The 19,719-nt window shown below is 58.7% G+C and carries 15 protein-coding genes and 1 pseudogene; 8 read left to right on the forward strand and 8 right to left on the reverse strand.

Annotation, left to right across the window (positions count from 1 at the left end; genetic code table 11):
• Positions 1-37: 37 nt before the first annotated feature.
• The 3 genes from VJ109_RS18475 (at position 38) to VJ109_RS18485 (ending at position 3,590) form a co-directional block, all read left to right on the forward strand.
• Positions 38-1,543 (forward strand): aldehyde dehydrogenase family protein, encoded by a 1,506-nt coding sequence (locus VJ109_RS18475; protein WP_324761236.1) that lies wholly within the window; start codon positions 38-40, stop codon positions 1,541-1,543.
• A gap of 96 nt (positions 1,544-1,639) precedes the next feature.
• Positions 1,640-2,581, forward strand: coding sequence for an amidohydrolase family protein (locus VJ109_RS18480; RefSeq protein ID WP_324761237.1), 942 nt, complete (start codon positions 1,640-1,642; stop codon positions 2,579-2,581).
• A gap of 49 nt (positions 2,582-2,630) precedes the next feature.
• On the forward strand, positions 2,631-3,590 hold the full coding sequence (locus tag VJ109_RS18485; protein WP_324761238.1) for a quinone oxidoreductase family protein: 960 nt from the start codon (positions 2,631-2,633) through the stop codon (positions 3,588-3,590).
• A 72-nt stretch (positions 3,591-3,662) separates the two neighbouring features.
• Here VJ109_RS18485 and VJ109_RS18490 read toward each other — a convergent pair whose 3' ends face one another.
• The 4 genes from VJ109_RS18490 to VJ109_RS18505 all read right to left on the reverse strand — a co-directional run bounded on the left by VJ109_RS18490 (position 3,663) and on the right by VJ109_RS18505 (position 7,872).
• Positions 3,663-4,496: an ABC transporter ATP-binding protein gene (locus VJ109_RS18490; protein ID WP_324761239.1), complete on the reverse strand. Its 834-nt coding sequence runs from the start codon at positions 4,494-4,496 to the stop codon at positions 3,663-3,665.
• Positions 4,497-4,502: 6 nt separating this feature from the next.
• Positions 4,503-5,333, reverse strand: a complete 831-nt coding sequence (locus VJ109_RS18495) for an ABC transporter permease (RefSeq protein ID WP_324760861.1) — start codon at positions 5,331-5,333, stop codon at positions 4,503-4,505.
• A complete protein-coding gene (locus VJ109_RS18500) occupies positions 5,333-6,484 on the reverse strand; it encodes an ABC transporter substrate-binding protein (RefSeq protein ID WP_324760862.1) in 1,152 nt (383 codons plus the stop codon). The genes VJ109_RS18495 and VJ109_RS18500 overlap by 1 nt, the downstream gene beginning before the upstream one ends.
• A gap of 107 nt (positions 6,485-6,591) precedes the next feature.
• Complete coding sequence (locus tag VJ109_RS18505) at positions 6,592-7,872, reverse strand: alpha/beta hydrolase family protein (RefSeq protein ID WP_324760863.1); 1,281 nt, start codon at positions 7,870-7,872, stop codon at positions 6,592-6,594.
• 230 nt (positions 7,873-8,102) lie between these two features.
• Here VJ109_RS18505 and VJ109_RS18510 point away from each other — a divergent pair, with 230 nt between their 5' ends.
• Together VJ109_RS18510 and VJ109_RS18515 are read left to right on the forward strand one after the other, a co-directional pair.
• Positions 8,103-9,329: a M24 family metallopeptidase gene (locus VJ109_RS18510; RefSeq protein ID WP_324760864.1), complete on the forward strand. Its 1,227-nt coding sequence runs from the start codon at positions 8,103-8,105 to the stop codon at positions 9,327-9,329.
• A gap of 411 nt (positions 9,330-9,740) precedes the next feature.
• Complete coding sequence (locus VJ109_RS18515) at positions 9,741-10,883, forward strand: amidohydrolase family protein (RefSeq protein WP_324760865.1); 1,143 nt, start codon at positions 9,741-9,743, stop codon at positions 10,881-10,883.
• Between the two features lie 51 nt (positions 10,884-10,934).
• On the opposite strand, the gene VJ109_RS18520 is transcribed toward VJ109_RS18515, so the two are convergent.
• Positions 10,935-11,765 (reverse strand): aspartate dehydrogenase, encoded by an 831-nt coding sequence (locus VJ109_RS18520; RefSeq protein WP_324760866.1) that lies wholly within the window; start codon positions 11,763-11,765, stop codon positions 10,935-10,937.
• A 111-nt stretch (positions 11,766-11,876) separates the two neighbouring features.
• Here VJ109_RS18520 and VJ109_RS18525 point away from each other — a divergent pair, with 111 nt between their 5' ends.
• Together VJ109_RS18525 and VJ109_RS18530 are read left to right on the forward strand one after the other, a co-directional pair.
• Positions 11,877-12,851, forward strand: coding sequence for a substrate-binding domain-containing protein (locus tag VJ109_RS18525; RefSeq protein WP_324760867.1), 975 nt, complete (start codon positions 11,877-11,879; stop codon positions 12,849-12,851).
• Positions 12,852-12,944: 93 nt separating this feature from the next.
• Positions 12,945-14,192, forward strand: a complete 1,248-nt coding sequence (locus tag VJ109_RS18530) for an amidohydrolase family protein (protein WP_324760868.1) — start codon at positions 12,945-12,947, stop codon at positions 14,190-14,192.
• Positions 14,193-14,866: 674 nt separating this feature from the next.
• Here VJ109_RS18530 and VJ109_RS18535 read toward each other — a convergent pair.
• The 3 genes and pseudogenes from VJ109_RS18535 to VJ109_RS18545 all read right to left on the reverse strand — a co-directional run.
• Positions 14,867-15,973: pseudogene (locus VJ109_RS18535) on the reverse strand (transposase); the annotation flags it as partial.
• 192 nt (positions 15,974-16,165) lie between these two features.
• Positions 16,166-17,332 (reverse strand): ISH3 family transposase, encoded by a 1,167-nt coding sequence (locus VJ109_RS18540; protein ID WP_324760869.1) that lies wholly within the window; start codon positions 17,330-17,332, stop codon positions 16,166-16,168.
• Between the two features lie 92 nt (positions 17,333-17,424).
• On the reverse strand, positions 17,425-17,865 hold the full coding sequence (locus VJ109_RS18545; RefSeq protein ID WP_324760870.1) for a hypothetical protein: 441 nt from the start codon (positions 17,863-17,865) through the stop codon (positions 17,425-17,427).
• A 366-nt stretch (positions 17,866-18,231) separates the two neighbouring features.
• Here VJ109_RS18545 and VJ109_RS18550 point away from each other — a divergent pair, with 366 nt between their 5' ends.
• A complete protein-coding gene (locus VJ109_RS18550) occupies positions 18,232-19,413 on the forward strand; it encodes an ISH3 family transposase (RefSeq protein WP_324760871.1) in 1,182 nt (393 codons plus the stop codon).
• The last annotated feature ends 306 nt before the right edge of the window (positions 19,414-19,719 follow it).

The following is a 19,719-nucleotide window of genomic DNA, read 5'->3' on the forward strand; positions in this document are numbered from 1 at the left end:
GCGAAATTATTTGTACATCTGAGTAAAACACTCTGTTATGTCTGATGAGGTGCGATCCAGAGACAGTATGATCTACGAACAGGACCTGTTCATCGACGGCGAGTTCGTCGAGAGTGAGAGCGGCGGCCGTTTCGACGTGGAAAACCCCGCGAACCGTGAGGTCGTCGGCTCCGTTCCGGACGGCACCGCAGCGGATGTCGACCGCGCTGTCGAGGTGGCGCGCGAGACCTACGAAGACGTATGGAGGCACGTTAGTGCGCGCGAGCGCGGAGCGTACCTCCTTGATGTTGCTGAGGCCATCGAGGAGCGCTACGACGAGTTCGTTGAACTCGAAACCAGGGAGAACGGGAAACCCCTCGAACAGTCGCGCTCAGACGTCCACGAAGCCAAAGAGGGGTTTCGGTACTACGGCGGCGCCGCGGACAAGAACCACGGCGACACCATTCCAGAGAAGAACGGACTGTTCGACTACAACGTCCGTGAACCGTACGGTGTCGTCGGTTCCATCATCCCGTGGAACTGGCCGCCGATGCACACCTCTGATTTTACCGCTGCACCGCTGGCAACGGGGAACACGGTCGTTCTGAAGCCCGCACCCGAGGCGCCCCTTTCCTCGCTCAAGATGGCCGAAATTTGGCAGGACATTTTGCCCGACGGGGTCGTCAACGTCGTGACCGGGGCGACCGAACCGGGTGTCCGGCTTACGAGCCATCCCGAGGTCGGCAAGATCGGCTTCACCGGTCACACGGACACTGGGACGAAAGTGATGGAGGCCGCCGCCGAGTCGATCACGGACGTGATGCTCGAACTCGGGGGAAAAAACCCGAACATCGTTCTCCCCGACGCCGACATCGACGCGGCCGTCAAGGGGACAACGGACGGCCTGTTCACGAACACCGGCCAGGCCTGTGCGGGCTGTGAACGTCTGCTCCTCCACGAGGATGTCCGCGACGAATTCCTCGAGAAATTCATCACGGTGACCGACGACATGACCATCGGTCCGGGGATGGACCCGGAGACCGACCTCGGACCGCTCGCCAACGAGAAGCAGTTCGAGAAGATCACTGAATACATCGAAGTCGGGAAGGAGGAGGGTGCGACGGTCCTGTACGAGGGGACCGTCCCCGACGATACTGAGGACGGCTACTACGTCCCGCCGGTGCTGTTCGGCGAGGTAACGCCGGAAATGCGAATCTGGAACGAAGAAGTGTTCGGCCCCGTGATGTCGGTGGCGACCTTCGACTCCATCGAGGAAGCGATCGATCTGGCGAACGACTCGCAGTACGGCCTGAGCGCCGCCATCTGGTCGACAAACATGGAAGTGGCAAATCGGATGGCCCGCCGCATCGAAGCCGGTATCGTGTACATCAACAACTACAACAACGGCACCTTCCTCGGAACGCCATTCGGCGGCTTCGGCAAGAGTGGCACCGGTCGAAAGCTTGGGTTCGAAGAGACCCTGCACGAGTTCACTCAGAACAAGACGATCCGCACATCGATCGCTGATGACGAACGGGGTGACCTCGATGCTTACTACGAATGAGGTGACTTCGATGAACCGTCTCTGTTCAATCGGTGCTCAGTGGTGTTCAAGTTCCATGCGACGATTCTATTGGTGGACCGGAGGTCGGATCGAGGGATGACGGTCGACTTTGGGGCGCATCTGTTTCCAAGAGAAACGTATCCCGACGCCTTCGTGGGGACCGATATCGAGTCACTACTCGGTAACCGACTCTCCGACGCGGACGAACTCTTAGAAATATACGAGCGTGCTGGCATCGACCAGGCCGTACTGTCTCAACCGTATTTTATGGGATCGGGTGATGCTGCAGAGACAGCTGCATCGAACGACGCGCTTCTCGACGTTGTCGCCGACACTGACCGACTCCACGGCCTCGCAGCGATTCCGACACAGGCTGGCGGTGAAGCGGCCGCCGCAGAACTCGAGCGTGCGCTGGACGCTGGCTTCAACGGCGGCGCATTGGAGACGACTTCCGGTGGCATCGGTCTGGATGACGAGGAGTTAGCGCCCGTGTTCGAAGTCGCCGACCGCACCGGTGCGCCGCTCCTGGTTCACCCGAAACTCGACGAGTCACTTCACCCGGACGCACTCAACGACGACTACCTACTCAATGCGACGTTCGGTCGCGAGGCCGCTCTCGCAGCGAGTATCTCTCATGTCATCCACACGGGCGTACTCGACAGGTTCCCTGGGTTGCAACTCGTCTATCATCACCTCGGCGGGAATATTGCGACGATGGTGGGGCGTATCCGCCTGCAACTCGATGAAGGCAGATGGCCCGGTCAGGACCGGGTCAAGACCATCGAAGAGTTCGAGGCACAGCTCCGCGAACGCATCTACGTGGACACCGCGGGTTTTTTCGGCGACCGAATGGCGCTCGAGGCCGCCCTGGACCTGTTCCCGGCTTCGAACGTGCTCTTCGGCACTGACTACCCATACGAGCCACGTTCGGCCAGGGAACTGTCTGAACTCGTGATGTCGGTCAGCGACGTGACAACTACCGATCAGGAAGCGGCCGTCCTCGCGGAGAACGCCCGTGCACTTCTCGTGAACACGTAGATGCATCTCTCCACCAACAATTAAATCCGCCCTGGTGCTCTTTCGACGTATGCGCGCAGTTCGGTATCATGAACGAGGGGACCTGTCAGTTCTCAACGTCGAAGACCGTCCAGTACCGGCGCCTGACCACGGGACCGTTCGCGTCGCCGTCGTTGCTATTGGCGTCAACCCTATTGACGCTCAAATCAGGAACGGGACTGTTTCGGGGGATAAACTACCTACCATTCCAGGCTCGGATTTCGCCGGTGTCGTCGACGCTGTCGGATCCGGGGTCTCGCGGTTCGACATCGGTGACCGGATCTTCGGGACCGGGATGGATACCGATCCGCGCGGTACGTATACGGAGTACGCCGTGGTACCGACAGACCAGTGCTATCACCTCCCAGCGGGGACGACATTTCAGACCGGTGCCGCCATCGCCCACGTCGGTGTGACCGCGTGGCGAGCCCTCTTCGATCACGCTTCGCTCTCGCCCGGACATACGTGTCTGATCCACGGCGGGAGCGGCGGTGTCGGGCACGTCGCCGTCCAGCTAGCAGCCGCTGCCGGTGTGGAGGTGATCGCGACCGCGGGCCGAGACAGCGCCCGAGAGCGAGTCAGGGAACTCGGTGCGACGCACGTGTTCGATTACGAGCGGGACGACCTGCGAACCGCGATTAATGAGAGGGTACCTGGCGGGGTCGACGTGGTGCTCGACCACATGACCGACCGGTACCTCGACCTCGATATCGCCGTCACCAGCTTCGATGCCGACATCGTCTGTCTCGGTGGCCCATCCGGTAAGATATCGGACGGTCAGGATGCCCGTGACCGCGACGTGTCCCTTCACTTCGTGAGCATGTACAACACACCCGATATATCGCGCGTACTGGAGCCACTGGCAGACCTGCTCGAAAGCGGTCGTCTCTCAGTCGACATCGCTCATCTGTTCGCGCTTGAGGAGGCCGCAACGGCCCAACGAACGGTCGTCGAGGACTCGTTCGTCGGGAAAGTCGTGCTCCACGTCTGAGGGGGTGGGCCGTCGTAACTTCTTCCGTCCTCGATCGGAAAATGAATCAAAAAAAGAGCCGTACGGCGGTCGTTACACGTCGAACTCGATGATCTTGTCTGTCAGTGCATCCTCGTATTCGTGGAATGCCTCGGATTGACGGGTGTTCTCATCACGAGGCCGCGGGATGTCGATATCGACGATCTCATCGACCTCGCCTGGATGTGAGTTCAGGATAACAACCTTGTCCGAGAGCCAAACGGCCTCAGCGATGTGATGGGTGACAAAAACCGTCGTCTTCTGAACCGACTGGTGGATGTCCAGGAGGCGCTTGTTCATCTTTCGGCGTGTGAGTTCGTCAAGCGCGGCGAACGGTTCGTCCATCAGGAACGTCATCGGGTCGAAAATAAAGCCGCGAGCGAGTGCGACGCGCTGGCGCATCCCGCCGCTCAGTTCGGCCGGCATACTGTGCTCGAATCCGTCGAGCCCGACCTGTGTGAGCACCTCCCGCGCCTCCTCCCGGAACTGCTCCTTGTCGATGTCCTTGCCTTCAATCTGCAGGGGTAAGAGGACGTTATCGATGACCGACCGCCAGGGAAGTAACACGTCCTCTTGGAAGTAGAAGGCGAGTTCGCGTTCCTTGCGGGCGGCCGTCGCAGGTTCGCCGTTGATCTGAACCTCCCCGACCGTCGGTTCGACGAGGTCGCCGATGCACTTCAGCAGTGTCGTCTTCCCGCATCCACTCGGACCGATGATCGAGACGAACTCGTTGGGTTCGATCTCAAGGTCAATATCCTCAATGGCGATGACTTCATCAGCTTCTCCTTCGTTGTACACCTTGGTCAGTCCGTCGACAGTGATATTTGCGCCTTCAGCGCTCGTCTGACGGCGGTTGGACGCTTGCACCTGTGATGTGTCGTTAGCCATGTGTGTTTACCTCGTTGCTCCCGCGTCACCAGTCTGTTTCCAGTCTAGGAACAGCCGTTCAGTAACAGTCAACAATGCGAACCAAGCCGTTCCAAAGAGGCCGATAAGGATGATCGAACGGAATAACAGGATGGTATCGATCTGATTGTTGGCGACGACAATCAGGTATCCGAGGCCCTGATCGGCGGCGAGCCACTCCCCGACAACCGCGCCGATCATGCTCAGTGCGACGGTGATCTTCAGCGACGAGAAGATGTACGGCATCGCGTTGTAGATCTTCACATGCCTGAAGACCTGCCATCGCGAGGCGTCCAGCGAGTGCATCAGTTCTTCTGTGAGCTGGTCGGTTGAATTAAAGCCCGCAATGCTGTTGACGAGCGTCGGGAAGAACGTCGTGATCGTCGCGGTGGCCAGGATCGGCCAGACGTTCAGTCCCATCCAGAGGATCAACAACGGCGCGAACGCGATGACTGGAATCGAACGTAGGGCGATGAGGTACGGATAGAACGAAATCCGTAAGCCCCGCGATTCAGCCATCACGAGACCGAGGGTGACCCCGATGATGTTCCCGACGACCCAGCCGAAGAAGGCCTCGAAGATCGTCGCTTGCGCGTGAGGAGCGAAGAAGCTCATCTCCGCCGCGAACCCGTCGAGAATCTGGAACGGTGTTGGAAGGATGTACAGCGGTAGGTCAAACAGTTCAACGATGCCGGTCCACGCAATAATCCCGACCACGGAGAATACGAGCGGGTACAAGATCTGTTCGCGTTCGATCTTTTGCGCACTTTCCCGTAACCGCTCGAGCGATGACTCCGGGGATTCCTCGTGGATAGCCATTACCAGATCAGTTCTCCGTTATCGTCGTACACTTCGTTGATCAATTCGTTGTTGACGAGTTCGTCCTGATCCACCATCGCTGGCTCACTGATGTTCCCGATGTTAGCGAGCAGTTGCTGGGCGTTACCGACGTACTCAGGGTTGTTGTAGCCGGCGCCGTAGGTATCCCAAGAGTCGATGGGGCGGAACTCAAGGAACTTCTCGAAACAGAGGCGCTGGACTTCCATTGGATCTGCCCCCTCGATATGGACATCACTGAGATCGTAGCTGTTCAGCACCTCTACGATCATCTCCGCGATCTCGTCTTTGTTGTTCGGGTCGAGGACATCGTTGAGCCCTTTTGCGTGGGCCCTCGTGTACTCGACCAGCGCGGGACGGTTGTTCTCAAGCGTCGACGTTGACGTGAGGGCGGCGTTCCCCGACACGTCGATGAAGTCCATCATATTGATCGTGTTGAACTCCGCTCCGGTCACTTCGAGTGAGGCAAAGTCCGCATTCGTTGGATACAACGTCATCACGTCGACGTTGTCGGCCAGCAGGTTGTTGACCGCGTACCCGATGAATGCCTCCTCTATGTTACCCCGCTGGGATTCGCTGAGTTGGTTACCGAATATCTCGTCCGTGTAGGCCTGGACGTCAGGGGCGTTCTGCAGGCCGAGAGTATTCCCGGGAATGTCACCGACCGAGGTGATATTCTTCTCCGATAATGACGCGAACGTCTGGGGCGTGTTGCCGATAGTGGTCAACACGGTCTCGACCGGGACACCGCGTGCTTTTCCGGTTACCGTGGAAATGTGATTGTCGACGATGACATCGAACTCGTCGCTCGTGAGCACCTGCATCGGATTCAGCCCGAACGAGTACTCGATGTTTACGTTGAGACCGACTTCCTCAAAGTACCCGAGGCGGTCCGCGGCAAGCACGGGTGAGTAAACCATCTCAGGCTGGTACGTCAGCAGGATGTTGAAATCCGTCTTCGAGAGGTTCCCACCAGTCGTCGTCTGGGTTGCCTCCGTTGAACTACCATCGGTCGGCGTTTCACCGCCGTCATCGGTCGAACTCTCTCCGCCACCGGAGCATCCGGCCGCGAGTCCGGTCGTAACAACGGCACTCGACTGTAGGAACTGTCTTCGCGTGGGTTTGCGTCCCATGGATCGAAGTAACTCTCTTCCTTAATAAAGTTACTTTTCGGATCAACTTTCGCCATCCGTCTGATCTCTTCCCAAGAACCTGGCTGGACGATCGAATTTATGTGCTATTACCCACTGTCTGTGTAATTCTCGGTATCCAGGAAGTCAAATCCGGCCGAGGGGATCTCTGATGTCGTCGGATAGTCGGGAATCAGCACCGCTTCGGCGTAGTCGTCGTCTATGCCTTCCTGCCAGATCTGTTCGAACCAGTCGGCAATGTCACATCGAACGTCCACTGTCGCGCGACCGATGCCATGGAACTCGTTCTCGTACAGTTGGAGCCGCTTGGGTCCGGGCAGTTTCTCGTAGAATCGCCTGGCCTGTTCGCGTGACTGGAGTTCGTCGTACTCTCCGTGGGCGATGAACGTCGGAGCATTGATCCCGTCCTCCAGTCCGTGGAGCGTCATGTCCCGTACGTGTTCGTCGAACGCCGCTTCGTCTTCGAACCCGGCCATGTACATGAACCGTTTCTTGAAGAACGGCTGGGCTTGCTCAAAGATCATGTCCTTCGAGTACCAACTGCCCATGTAGCACGCGAGTGCCGCGACCCGATCGTCCTCGTAGACGATGCGGGGCGCCCAGTAGGAACCCATACTGATGCCCCAGACGCCGATCCGGTCCTCGTCGACCTCCGGGCGGTCGACGAGCCAGTCGATCGCCGCAGACCCGGCCTTCTGGTACCGTTCAAGCGTGTCGGCGCAGATCCCGCGAAGCCGAGCTTCGCCCTGGCCGGGGCCGTCAATCGTTAGGACGTTCATCCCACGTGCGACGAGCCGGTTGTTTCGCGGATTCGTGTTCTCTTCTTTGACCATGTCCATCCCGGGGACGTGGAGGACGGTCGGCGCGGGTTCGTCTCCGCATCGATGGAACACGGCTGGCAGCGTCTCCTCGTGGAACGGCAACTCGATCTCGACGCGCTCCATCTCGTAGGTCGGGTTGAGTTCGACGACCTTCTCGAACACGTCAAGTCCCTTGCCATGCCAGTCCTGTTTGTCGGGATCGTCCGCGTTGAGTAGCCCCCACGAGGCGCGGAAATAACACAGTGACGCGCGGTGGTAGTACTCGTGAGCGGAATTGAGCATCCCCTGGTCCTCCTTGTTGTCAGCGACATCGGCGAGGTGATCACCGAGTTTCACGAGGTTATCCAGCGCCATGCGCATCGTCTTGGCCCCGTCGAAGGCTCGTTTTAGATCGGATATCTTGTACCCACACTCTATCCATGACGGACTCGTCTCAGGGAAGAAGTCGTCTAGGTCGCCGCCGTAGAGGAACTTCTCGTGGACCCACTGTTCCCGACGCCTGGAGTAGTCGTTCTCCCAGTTCTCGTCAGGGGATCGTCGATCGCTCATCGATCCCTCCTCAGGGGGACGCTCGATTCGGTCGCTTCCGGTACAGCGACTGTCGGTCGGCGGACAAGCATATTCCAAGGAGACAGAATAGAGATATAAACGTTCGCAAATATCAAACTGAATATGTTAATTACATATTGTTTATCGAAGTCTCGTTTCGGGATACCTTCCCGTCTAACTGACACCGCCTGGGAACAATCTTTAAGTTCGGAGAAAATGTCGGGGTTGCTATGGTCGACAATGATCGCACCAGCCAATACCCGCGGTTTTCGGTCTCGGAGTATGAACGGCGATACGAGGCCGTCCGCGAGATGCTTGACGAGGCAGGTATCGATGCTCTCGTCATATACGGCAACTCGAAATCAGGCTGTAGTAACATCAACTACCTCGCGAACTACCTCGGTCAGTTCCACAACTATCTCGTCGTCTTTGCCGACCCAACCGAGGACTCGACGCTGTTTGTAGGACTAACGAACCACGTCCAGTACGCTGACGAGGTGTCGATCGTCGACGATGTCCGCTGGGGCGAGTTCCCTGCAATGGAGACGATTGTGGACCGCGTGGGAGGCACTGCGGCCGCGGAGGGGACTATCGGTATCGTCGGTATTAGCCCCCGTTTCGGGGTAACCATCCCCCATGCTCACTACGAGACGCTCGATAGGGAACTCGACGCCGAACTCGTCGACGCCACGGGGGTCTATGGGGAGATCCAGCTGACGAAGAGCGAGGAGGAACTGGAGCGACTGTGCCGCGCCGCCAAGCACACCGACGACGCGATGCGAGCCCTTGCCGAGGGCGTCGAACCCGGGATGCACGAGTACGAGCTCCGGCACGTCGCGCAGTCGGGGTACCTTCCGGAAGGTGGCTCTCCCGGCATCTCCTTCGTCTCGACAGCGTCGATGCACGACCCTGGCCCCGGCGAGTGTTACCCGTGGAAAGACGAACCGGCGGAGCGCCGCATCGAGGCCGGCGACGTCATCACGTCGGAGATCAGCGCCTCCTACTGGGGCTACGAAGGGCAGCTCCACCGGCCGATCGCGGTAGAGGAGCCTCCGACAGATCAGTACTGGGAGGTTTTCGACATCGTAAGCGAGACCCACGACCGGCTCTTGGATGCGCTCGAGCCGGGCGCGACGGCCCGGGACATCGTTGACGCTACCGCACCGATCACCGAGGCTGGCTACACCGCTCCGGATGCTATCCTCCACGGCTACGGCACCTCGCTCCACCCGCCGTGGATCGGAACCGTCGACTCGAACTACTGGCCGAACCGCGAAGACCCGCACTTGGTCCCGGATGGCGAGTTCACTTTCGAGGAGGAGATGGTCGTGGTCATCCAACCCAACGCCGTGACGCCCGACGACCGGTACGGTCTCCAGTTCGGGTCGACGGTCCATATCACCGATTCGGGCGCTGAACTGCTGACGGAATATCCCCTGGAGTTCGTGCAGGCTTGATTCCCAACGGACGGTTTGCGCCGAAAATCTTGCGGGAGCGCTTGCCGCAATAGTATTATTATCCTGTAGTGTATCGATAAGCGGCATCCCACCGGCGCAACCCCGTGCATCGTACTGTTTTCTGCTGGTACACGCTGTCGATGAACATATCTCGTCGGCGAGTTCATATTCACTCTCGCAGCGTCAGTCGCTGCTGAGTTCGTCTTGCCTCACGTGACGATTGGCACGACGCAGGAAAACTGTTCCAGTGTGCATACTCTAACATTACCGACGGGATGCCGTGATTTTCACGTGGTGTCACTGGGTTGGAAGAGCCGGTATTATTATCGTTCGTCCCCGACTCGTATTCGCCGTCGAAGGGCTGTTCCGTCACTGACCGGACATCACGGGGCGGCATAGTGGAGAGATCAGATGTCAGGAATGCTCATTCGGAACCTTGGGTGTATCGTTACCGGGAATCTCGACAACCCCGTCAGGAACGTTGAGTCCGTCTACGTCGAGGACGGCCTCCTCGCGGAGGTCGGGTCGACCACGACGACCGCCGACACAGTGATCGATGCGAACGGGCTGGCGCTGACACCGGGGTTCGTCGACGGCCACACGCACCCGCTGCTGGGTGGGTTCACGCCCCGACAGAACGCCCTTGGCTGGTGTGAGAGTTACCTCCACGGGGGCGTCACGTCGATGGTATCGGCCGGCGAGTGTCACGTTCCCGGTCGGCCGACCGACCCGGAAGGACTGAAAGCCCTCGCTGTTCTCACCGGCCGGTCCTACGACGCACACCGTCCCGGAGGTGTGAAGGTCAACGCGGGGACGCTCCTACTGGACGACGACATGACTGAGGCCGACATCGAGGACGCGAGCCAGGCTGGCATCGAACGGATGAAGATTCTCTTCGCACTCAATGACGTCGACCGCGCCCGCGACCTAGTCCAGTGGGGCCGCGAGCGCGACATCACTTCGATGATGCACTGCGGGGGGAGCAGTCTCCCGGGTACCGACAACATCACCGCCGCGATGTTCGAACATATCAGGCCCGATATCGCGGCCCACTTCAACGGTGGCCCCACCCCGCTTCCCGACGAAGGGATAGACCGGCTCATCGAGGGGACCGACATGGTACTCGAGTTGATCGTCGGTGGGAACCAGTCGGTCGCGGTCGATGTCCTCGAGCGAATGTCCGAGCGCGATGAACTCTCGCGGATGCAGATCGGAACCGACACGCCGACCGGAACCGGCGTGATTTCGTGTGGCATGCTGCTGGAGATGTCCATACTGGCCGGCATGACGGACGTGCCGGCCGAAAAGATCGTCGCCCTCGCCACCGGGCAGGTCGCCGATCACCACGACCTCGGAACGGGTGTCGTCGCGGAGGGGCTGCCGGCAGACCTCTGTCTACTCGACGCGCCGATGGGTAGTCAGGCCGACGACGCAATGGGTGCGCTCGACCACGGGGAGTACGCTGCCGTCGACAAGGTGTTCGTCGACGGGGAGCTGCTCGTCGACGGGAGCCGGAACGCGCCGCCGGCGAAACGTCCCGCGATTGTGGAGTGAGCCCCGTTCGTGTCGGGCCCCAGAGACGCCCGACCGGTGTGGCGACGCTTCTCAGGTCCCGACGACCAGCGGCTCCGTCCGCCGCTTGAGCGACGCGATAGCGGATAGCGCGGCGATGTAACTCGTCTTCGGGTTGTCGGGGTGTGGGACAGTGTGGAAAGTCATCTCCATCGACCCGGCCCCACCATCGGCCTCGATGACGTGGACGTTGTCCCGTTCGTCCGGATCGGCGTATATTTTCACGACCGTCTCAGCCGCGCCGAGTCCCGCCAGGCTCAGCGCCATCGCGACGTTGATGTTCGCCGGAAACGCTGGTGCGGCCTCCCGGGCGGAGCCCTCGAACACCAGCCGTTTTTCCGTGACCGTGTCGAGATCGATCTCCGACTGTTCGACGTGTGGCGCGCCGGCGAGTCCCTCGGGTGGTTTGACGGTCGTAAACACGACCTCGTCGAGTTCGCCGTTGACCGCTGCCCCCTTGATGGCATCGACGCCGGCCAACGCGCCCGAAGGGACTTCAAATCGGGCGTCGTTGGCACGAGCGGTCTCGATGATCTCGTCGTGGAGGTCGGTGTCGGCGAGCGCCCCGACACTTAACACCAGCAGGTCCGTCCCGGTCTCGAGCAGTTGAACGGCGAACTCGGCGACGGCGCTGTGGCCCGCACACTCAAGGACAACGTCACACTCCGCCGACAGCGCCAGCGGGTCACCACACCGGAGGCCGGCATCAAGCCCGTCAGTCGCCGCCAGCGCTCGGTCGACTCGCTCCGGGTTTCGGTCGTAGACGCCGCCGATCTTCGAATCCGGGACCGCTCCGGACGCCACCGCGGTCATTACCTCTCGCCCGATTGTTCCACATCCGAAAATACCGATGCGCTGTCTCATGCCCAGAGGACACAGAGCCGCCAAAAAAATCTTTTCACGGACGCAGTTCCGAATCCAGGCGTGGCTGACCCGAAGGGTTTTGTTATCCGGGTCGAAACGGCACTCCTGTCGATGACGACCGAGTCCCTCTCGTTTGCCTGTGATCTGAACCTGCTGACCTGGCCGGTCTACGATGGAGTCGTTGAACCGAACGAGATAGAGTTGAACTTCCTGGCGATGGACGACATCGTCGCTGTCTTCAACCGTATGATCCGCAACCAGGAGTTCGACTGTTCCGAGATGTCGATGTCGTCGTATCTGATGGCCTGTGACCGGGGGGAACCCGCGTTCACCGCGATCCCAGTGTTCCCGTCGCGAGTGTTCCGCCACGGGTTCATCTTCGTCGATGGCGACAGCGATATCTCCGAGCCGGCCGACCTCGTCGGTGCCGACGTGGGGGTTCCGAGTTACACGATGACTGCGGCGCTGTGGGCGCGTGGTATCCTCCAGCATGAGTACGACCTCCATCCCGGGGACGTGACCTGGCACCAGGCCAGCCCCCAGGGGACGGCCGACGACGACCCGCTCGCGTTCGACTACCCCGAGGGGGTCACGGTCGAACAGAAACCGGACGGGATGACACTGTCCGGGTTGCTGGCCGACGGGCGACTTGACGCGCTCGTCTCTCCGAAGATACCCGAGGCCTACGACACTGGCGGGGTTCGACGGCTCTTCCCTGACTACCGGGCGGTTGAGGCCGACTATTACGAGCGGACGGGTCACTTCCCGATCATGCACACCATCGTCGTCCGGGACGATGTCCTCGCCGCGGACCCGTGGATCGCGACGGAATTAACTGACCTCTTCCAGCGAGCAAAAGATTACGTCTTCGAGGAGTTGCGTGAGACCGGGCAGCGACGGGTCTCGATTCCCTGGATCTACCACCACCTCGAAGCGGTTAGGGCGCGGATGGGAGGCGATTTCTGGACTTATGGTGTCGAAGAGAACGAGGAAACGCTCGACCGGATGACCCAGTTCGCCCATGAACAGGGGTTCACATCGGAGCAACTCGCCGTCGAGGACCTCTTCGCGTCCGGGACGTACTGATAGTACCTACGGGAGTGGTTTACTTCTGCAGGCGATAGAGTCGTTGAGTGAACTGACCCTCTATTTTAAATAGCCCGCCTTTTTGGCTGTTGTATGCAGTACGATTTACTCGTCGAAAATGCTCAGATACTGACCACTCAGGAACCGGTGAGCGTCGGAGTCGTTGATGGACAGATATCACGGATTGGCACGAATCTCGCCGACGGGAAGCGGACCATCGACGCGGGCGGTGGTCTCGTCGCTGGTGGATTCGTCGATTGTCACGTTCACCTGGACAAGGCGCTTATAGCGGACTCGCTGCCTGCAAACGAGTCAGGCACTCTTGAAGAGGCAATTGATAACATCCATACAGAAAAGGCAAACTACACCGTCGCAGACGTCCGCGATCGGGCAGAACGGGCTATTGAGATGCACGTCAGGAACGGCTGTACCCGTATCCGAACGCACGTCGATGTCGATACTATCGGCGGTTTGACGCCGCTTCGCGGTGTGCTTGAGGCGCGTGAAGCATGGGCTGATGTAGCAGATGTTCAAGTGGTCGCGTTCCCCCAAGAAGGGATTGTTCGGGACCCGGGAACCGACGACCTACTAAAGGAGGCACTCACCGAAGGTGCAGACGCAGTCGGTGGGATGCCGGACAACGAACGCACCGAGAGCGACATGCAAACACACGTCGACTACTGTCTCGAACTGGCTCAGCGCAACGGGGTGCCGATTGATATGCATGTCGACGAAACCGACGATCCGGCGGCAAGATCGCTCGAATATCTCGCCGCGCGGGTCATCGAGGAGGGGTTCGATGATAGTGTGACGGCTGGTCATACATGCGCGCTCGCCGCGTACGACGAATCGCATGCGAATCGTGTGGTTGAATTACTCAAGGAAGCTGATATCCAGATGGTTACTAACCCTCCAACCAACCTCCTGTTGCAGGGCCGTCACGACCAGCACCCGAAACGGCGGGGAATCACCCGTGTTCATGATCTTCTTGAAGCAGGACTGACCGTCGCAGCGGGCCAGGACTGTATCCAGGACGGGTTCTACCCATACGGACGCGCAAGTATGATCGAAACAGCGCTCATAACTGCTCACGCCGCACATCTTCAGACACCAGCAGAGCGGTCGGTAGCCTGGAGTACGGTGACCGACAGCGCTGCCGATATCATCGGTGCTGAACACGGTATCCGCGAAGGACTCCCCGCAACATTCAACGTGTACACGCCGTCGGTTACGTCCCCAACTGAGGCACTTCGTGTCGGTGATCCTCCTCGACATGTCGTCCACGAGGGTCGGGTAGTCGCGGAGAACACAAGTTCCTCGACGCTACACTCTGATCGCTGAATTAGGACGGCAGACAGATTCCTTGCCGATTTCATTCAGGAAGAAACCGATCCTTGGAATGAACATCTCGGTTACTCACCGCTACCGCAGCTGGAGCAGTTGATCGAAGACGCACAGAAGATTATCGGCAACGACAGAACATCCACGAGACGCTTGCTACCGCTAAATCGAGGTGCACATCTTGGTCGAATAATCGATCCACTCCCTGACGATTCGCTTGAAGTTCACAGCGTAGTTCTACCTTTCCCGCTGTGAACTCAACGAGGGCGTCCTCCCGTCGGGGAGACCTGGGTTGTTCTCTGACATCGGGTGGGCTGACCCAAGGGCGGCGACCCACTCCAACCCACAGCACATTATCGCGGTAATGTGTAGTGTATGGGCCACAGCACAGATTGCCAGTCTAAAGCCTTCTACACCGCCTATACCGCAATACGCAGAATTATAAACTGTATAGTGCTATAGGAATTTGTGAGAGATTGGTAGTCCCAGAGTTTCGGAGGATAGCCTAGTTTTCGCTAAATCACCCGCCAGTATGTAATTCTACTCGACGTTTTACCAATGGATTGAACGCTTTTGGAGGCGGCTATCGAAAGAGTGTGGGATAGTAACAGAATTCTGGGAGTGCTGGACAGTGTTGCCACTCCGGGAGGGCAGTCCAGGCGGGATTCAGTCGGTTAGTCGGGTGGAATCTGCGCTGAGACCACGATCTCAACGCATTCACCCGCAGTCAGCACTGGTGCGTAGTCCATCGGGCCATCAACATCCGCTTTCAGCAGGAAATCGGTGAGGCGCCAGATATTGTACAGCAACACGGCGAATACGAAGTAGAACAGCCGCACCCGGTAGTCCTTCGAGGAGGTTTTCGCGAGGAAGTCGTTCTTGATCGATTTGTACTCGTTTTCGATCTGCCAGCGCCGACTGTATCGTCGACAGACCGTCTCTGCCTCACCTGGTCCAACTCGAAGATTGGTCGCGAAGACAGCTGTGCCATCGCCTTTTGTCGACGGTACGTACAGGAACCGAATCTGGTGGTTCCCAGCTTCGACGTGGACGGACGCTGACTCCACGGCAACCTCCTGTTCGTCCTCTTCCATCTGCTCCATTACTTCCCGCTCGGTGCTGTTGATTCGTTTTGGGATCAGGTAGTTCACGCCGAGGTTCGACAACGATTGAAAAACGCGCTGTGAGTCGAATTCGCGGTCGCACAGTACCGTCTCAATGGGGACGTGGTCCTGTGCCCGCTTCACCAGGCGGCGGACGACACGATGAATCTTGTTCGATGGATTCTGATCCCACTCAGAGCTCTCCTTAATCGGCTCCACACCCAGGACCAATGGGATGTTCTGCCCGATGATCGACAGCGTCGCGAATTTGAACGCCCGCCTCTCCTGGTCTTTCGTGCCGCTGACCATCGACATGCCCTCGACGTCGCCGTAGTACGGGATGGTCGTGATGTCGATCGCAGCCGTCACGGGTCGACGGAACGATGCTTCAGACTCAATGACCGAGAGCAGCCGGTCGGTCGCCGCGTCGAACCCTTCTGTCAACATCTCAGGGTCGAACTGTTTGACTGCTCTGAGGTGCGTATCGCCGTGAGGACTCCTGTTCGGGCCGTGTCGGTACTGGAAGCGGTTCGCGCCTTGTGGCGTGCCACAGCCGACCATCCCCATGAACGATTGTAACTCGAAGAATTGGATGTCGTCGTAGGTGGCATTCGTGGCACGACCGGAGTCGAATCCGTCGAAGCCGTGGTCCCGAGCGAGCCGGGTCGTCCGCTGGATCTGTTCGGCAGTGAATTCCAGTACCTCACAAATCATCGTCACTTGACCTGACTTGAGTCACCTGTTCTGTTGGGATGAGTCGTCGATAGTGGTCAAAGCACGCTAATCGAAGGCCGAGCTGCCGCTGTCGGCGGCGATCAGCCGCCGACGCGGCAGCGTTGCCACTCACGAGTCAGTGTCCTCGGTCAGTGATTACCGATGGAACCGGTCGTCAGGTGGCCGATTGGCGGGGACGGCCCGACGCACCGCGAGGGCCGTCCACGCTGCCCGACACAGCATATTGATGAACTCCTCAAACGACCATTTCCAGAGGCGACGCCCGCCACGGCGGGGCGTCGCCACATACTCCCAATGGAGATACCGCCACACATTCTGCAAGAGTAGACTAACCACGACGTACAGTAGCCGTACAACCGGATTCTGCGTCGTGGTCGTCACGATACTTTGTTCGGAGAGTCGGTAGCTGGCCTCAATACCGAAGCGTTTCGCGTAGTGGTATCGAGCATCTCGTGGTGTTTGAATGAACGGCGCGTCAGCGGCGTAGCCGTGACGCGCCACTCCGTGTTCGTCATATCGTCCGTTTTGGTAGGTACAGTCGATGTAGACGGGAAACTCGACGGTCCAGCTGTGACCGTCGAGTTTCCCTGTCAGGTCGTGTTGGATGACACGACTCCATCCTTCCGAGAGTTCCTGCTTGATTGTCTTTCCCCACCGGACGATCGGCATCACGTAGGCGTAGTTGTGGGCTTGAAGCAGCGTGAGACACTTGCTATCGTAGAATTCTCGGTCAAGATAGACGGCCTTGACGCTGAGGTCAAGGCCGTCAAGGAGACCAAGAAACTCGGCAAGGACACTGCTGGCGGTGTCGCCGTCAACGAGACGGCGCACCGCCAGCGTGTATCGCTTATTCTTCACACGCGCGTAGAGTGTCGCATAGGCGTGGAACGCGGTGGTTCCACGCTTCGCTTCTGAGTGATAGAGACCATCTGTTTCGTCCTCATCACCGTAGTAGGGCCGCAGGTGGAGGTCTGCGATGACCTCCACCTGCTCAGGAAGAACCTCTAGAACGTCCTTTTGCAGGAGTGCGTTCCCGACTTGTTCAACCGACGGTAGGTCGAACTTCTCGCGGAGGTGGTACAGAATCGTGTTTTGGTGGGGAGAATCTTCACTGGTCTCGCAGAGTTCAGATATCGAGGTCCCGTCGGCGCAAGCGCCGACGAGGACCTCGTAGACGTCCTCAGCGTCGATTTCAGCATTAGCCCCAAGACCGAGATCAACTTCCTCGTCGAACGTGTTGACGAGGAAGTTAAGGAGCTGGTCCTCGTGGATTTCACCGTCTGCTTGCCGGGTTTTAGACACACCTTCAGCAAGCAGACCTCTCAACTAACCGGCTTTGTGAAGTACTGAATTCCTCGTTTGAGCCGGCCCCGTCTGGATCGTCCGGGAACGCACTATGGCATTGGTCTGGTTACGATCTCGGCTTTCGGTCGGGCTTCAGGCACGTGGATGTCGCGGTCGTGGATCTCTTTGACGACGTAGTGTGCAGCTGTGGTGACGAACCTTCTGGTGGGGCCGTCGAAGCGGTTGCGCCAGGTCCGGGAGAGCACCGATTCGTCGGGGATTTTTTCAAGGCCAAACACGCTGGCAAGTTCAGGATACTTGGTTAGTCCGCGGTAGCTCTCTCCTGTGAGTTCTCGATAAATAAACAAGCGGACCATCGCCTCGAAGGGATAGGGGGCCGGATGCCATTCGGGATAGCCGTCATTGAGTAAATCGGACGGATCATCCAGCATTCGAAGGGCGGTACAAAATGATTGCCCGCTTTCGAGTGCTGCTCTGAGTTCCACCCCGACGATGTACGCATCGGTCAACAATCGTTCCTGACCAGTCATAATCACCATCCAACAAGCCAATCAGACAAGCGACGTGCTTCCAGTCCCACAGCGAACACAATAGTCACTGTTGGACTGGTCAATACAGTGAACACAGGTACGATTAAGCCGTCTATCTATATCGGGCCTATCATAGTTCTATTGCTGAATCTAGAGGGTATATTCAGAGGACCACTGACAATTTTCCAGGTTCTTAGTCGTAGATCGACTGTCCCGTGTTTTGCGTAGTAAGCAGACAGGGAATCTCTTTGAAACGAGTTAATCCCTCATGTGCCAAATCGGACCAGTTGCTTCCACAGTCGGTAGTTCCCATCGAGTCAGCGGATAGTTACAACTGACGAGGTTACGTTCGCAGAAAGCGTCTGGATGGGTGTTGTGGAATTTCTCTACCACCCAGACACTGTTCTTACGGCCTCTGACCTTGAAACCTTAGCGCTTAATCTACTCGCAGCGATTCCGATCCCTGGAGTCGAAGGCTGCGGCTTCGACTCCGGGATCATCCGTCAAACGCTGCTGCAAGCTGCTGTCGATCAGAAGTCCATCAAAGCCGTCACAGATACCACTCGTGGAAGCTACTCCGACGATTACACCCTCAAACAACTGCACACCGTTCCAGCAGATGACCTTGAAGCCGCCGTCAACGACATCTTCGCTCAACAGGCGGCGATGATCCTCGGCCCCGGTCCGAGGATCATCTGCCTCGACTTCGTCGATATCCATTACCACGGTTGTCCTCACACTGACGGTGGCGAACTCTGCCACACGAAACCCCGCGATGGCACCAGCAAGTGCCATCGCTACCTCGCTGGATTCGTCCTCTGTCGAGCTAAACCACTCGTCATCGCCGTCACGCCCGTCCGTGGAGACGAACCAACAAGCGACGCGGTCGAGCGACTGCTCGACCACGTCGCGGCCCTACCGTTCACCGTGGCTGGACTTCTCGCCGACCGCGGCTTCTACAACGGTGCATCAATCGAGCGACTGGATGCCGTGGCACCAGTCGCTCTTCCGATCGTCCGCCGTGGGAAGCAGATGGCCGAGAAACTGGACACGACGGTCTCCTACTGGACGGAGTACGTGATGTACAAGGGAAGCGAGCGGGAACTGCGCTTCCCGCTCGCGGTCTGTGTCTCCTACCAACAAGGCAACCGAGGCAAACACGGGTTGCTCGTGCGGGCCTACGTGGCGTGCGATCTGACCGATCGCACGCCGAAGGAAGTTGAAGCTCTCTACCAGAAACGATCAGCCATCGAGACAGCGTTTCGGACGATGCGTGAAGCGCGTGCGCGAACGAGTACAACTAATCCAGCCGTTCGGTTGTTGTTCATCCTCGTGAGCTTCCTGCTACGGAACCTCTGGGCGATTGTCCGATGGGGCGTGCTCGCCACGCCGCGACGCGGCGGGCGAGCACTACCCGTCTGGTTCCGCTTCGAGGTGTTCCGGGAGTGGGTTGATCACGCTCTTGACGACACCTTGAGCCGGAAGTGGGAAGCACCAACCAACGGTGTCGGAATCCCGGCGACCTACAGCGAGCTGGACGCGGGCTGAAGCTGCCCGCGTCCAGCGGCAGACCTGTACATGAGCGACAGCTTCGCCTCTTGTCTGGGCTGACGGCGCTCTCACTGGCGTGAGACCGCCGTCTTTGTTCGACTCATTGAATCGGTCGCTCTGATCTCGTTCAGTTCCTTCCAGAAATCGAGTCAGCAATCAGGAACGATGGGAACTACCGACAGTCGATTGGTCCAATTCTGCGGACCAGTTCTCACACTTCGTGACGCTTGCAATGTTCCCCCAATTACTGATAAACCAGATTTAATCGTTATCTCGACACAAATGAGAGCAATCACTGGGCCT

This window comes from Haloarcula montana (assembly GCF_035666295.1).
GTDB lineage: Archaea > Halobacteriota > Halobacteria > Halobacteriales > Haloarculaceae > Haloarcula > Haloarcula montana.

Excerpts from the sequence above, each read along its gene's own strand:
- VJ109_RS18520 (WP_324760866.1), bottom strand. The coding sequence starts at position 11,765 with ATGAGACAGCGCATCGGTATTTTCGGATGTGGAACAATCGGGCGAGAG.
- VJ109_RS18475 (WP_324761236.1), top strand. The coding sequence starts at position 38 with ATGTCTGATGAGGTGCGATCCAGAGACAGTATGATCTACGAACAGGAC.
- VJ109_RS18530 (WP_324760868.1), top strand. The coding sequence starts at position 12,945 with ATGCAGTACGATTTACTCGTCGAAAATGCTCAGATACTGACCACTCAG.
- VJ109_RS18500 (WP_324760862.1), bottom strand. The coding sequence starts at position 6,484 with ATGGGACGCAAACCCACGCGAAGACAGTTCCTACAGTCGAGTGCCGTT.
- VJ109_RS18480 (WP_324761237.1), top strand. The coding sequence starts at position 1,640 with ATGACGGTCGACTTTGGGGCGCATCTGTTTCCAAGAGAAACGTATCCC.
- VJ109_RS18495 (WP_324760861.1), bottom strand. The coding sequence starts at position 5,333 with ATGGCTATCCACGAGGAATCCCCGGAGTCATCGCTCGAGCGGTTACGG.
- VJ109_RS18525 (WP_324760867.1), top strand. The coding sequence starts at position 11,877 with ATGACGACCGAGTCCCTCTCGTTTGCCTGTGATCTGAACCTGCTGACC.
- VJ109_RS18515 (WP_324760865.1), top strand. The coding sequence starts at position 9,741 with ATGTCAGGAATGCTCATTCGGAACCTTGGGTGTATCGTTACCGGGAAT.
- VJ109_RS18545 (WP_324760870.1), bottom strand. The coding sequence starts at position 17,865 with ATGACTGGTCAGGAACGATTGTTGACCGATGCGTACATCGTCGGGGTG.
- VJ109_RS18485 (WP_324761238.1), top strand. The coding sequence starts at position 2,631 with ATGCGCGCAGTTCGGTATCATGAACGAGGGGACCTGTCAGTTCTCAAC.
- VJ109_RS18510 (WP_324760864.1), top strand. The coding sequence starts at position 8,103 with ATGGTCGACAATGATCGCACCAGCCAATACCCGCGGTTTTCGGTCTCG.
- VJ109_RS18505 (WP_324760863.1), bottom strand. The coding sequence starts at position 7,872 with ATGAGCGATCGACGATCCCCTGACGAGAACTGGGAGAACGACTACTCC.
- VJ109_RS18550 (WP_324760871.1), top strand. The coding sequence starts at position 18,232 with ATGGGTGTTGTGGAATTTCTCTACCACCCAGACACTGTTCTTACGGCC.
- VJ109_RS18490 (WP_324761239.1), bottom strand. The coding sequence starts at position 4,496 with ATGGCTAACGACACATCACAGGTGCAAGCGTCCAACCGCCGTCAGACG.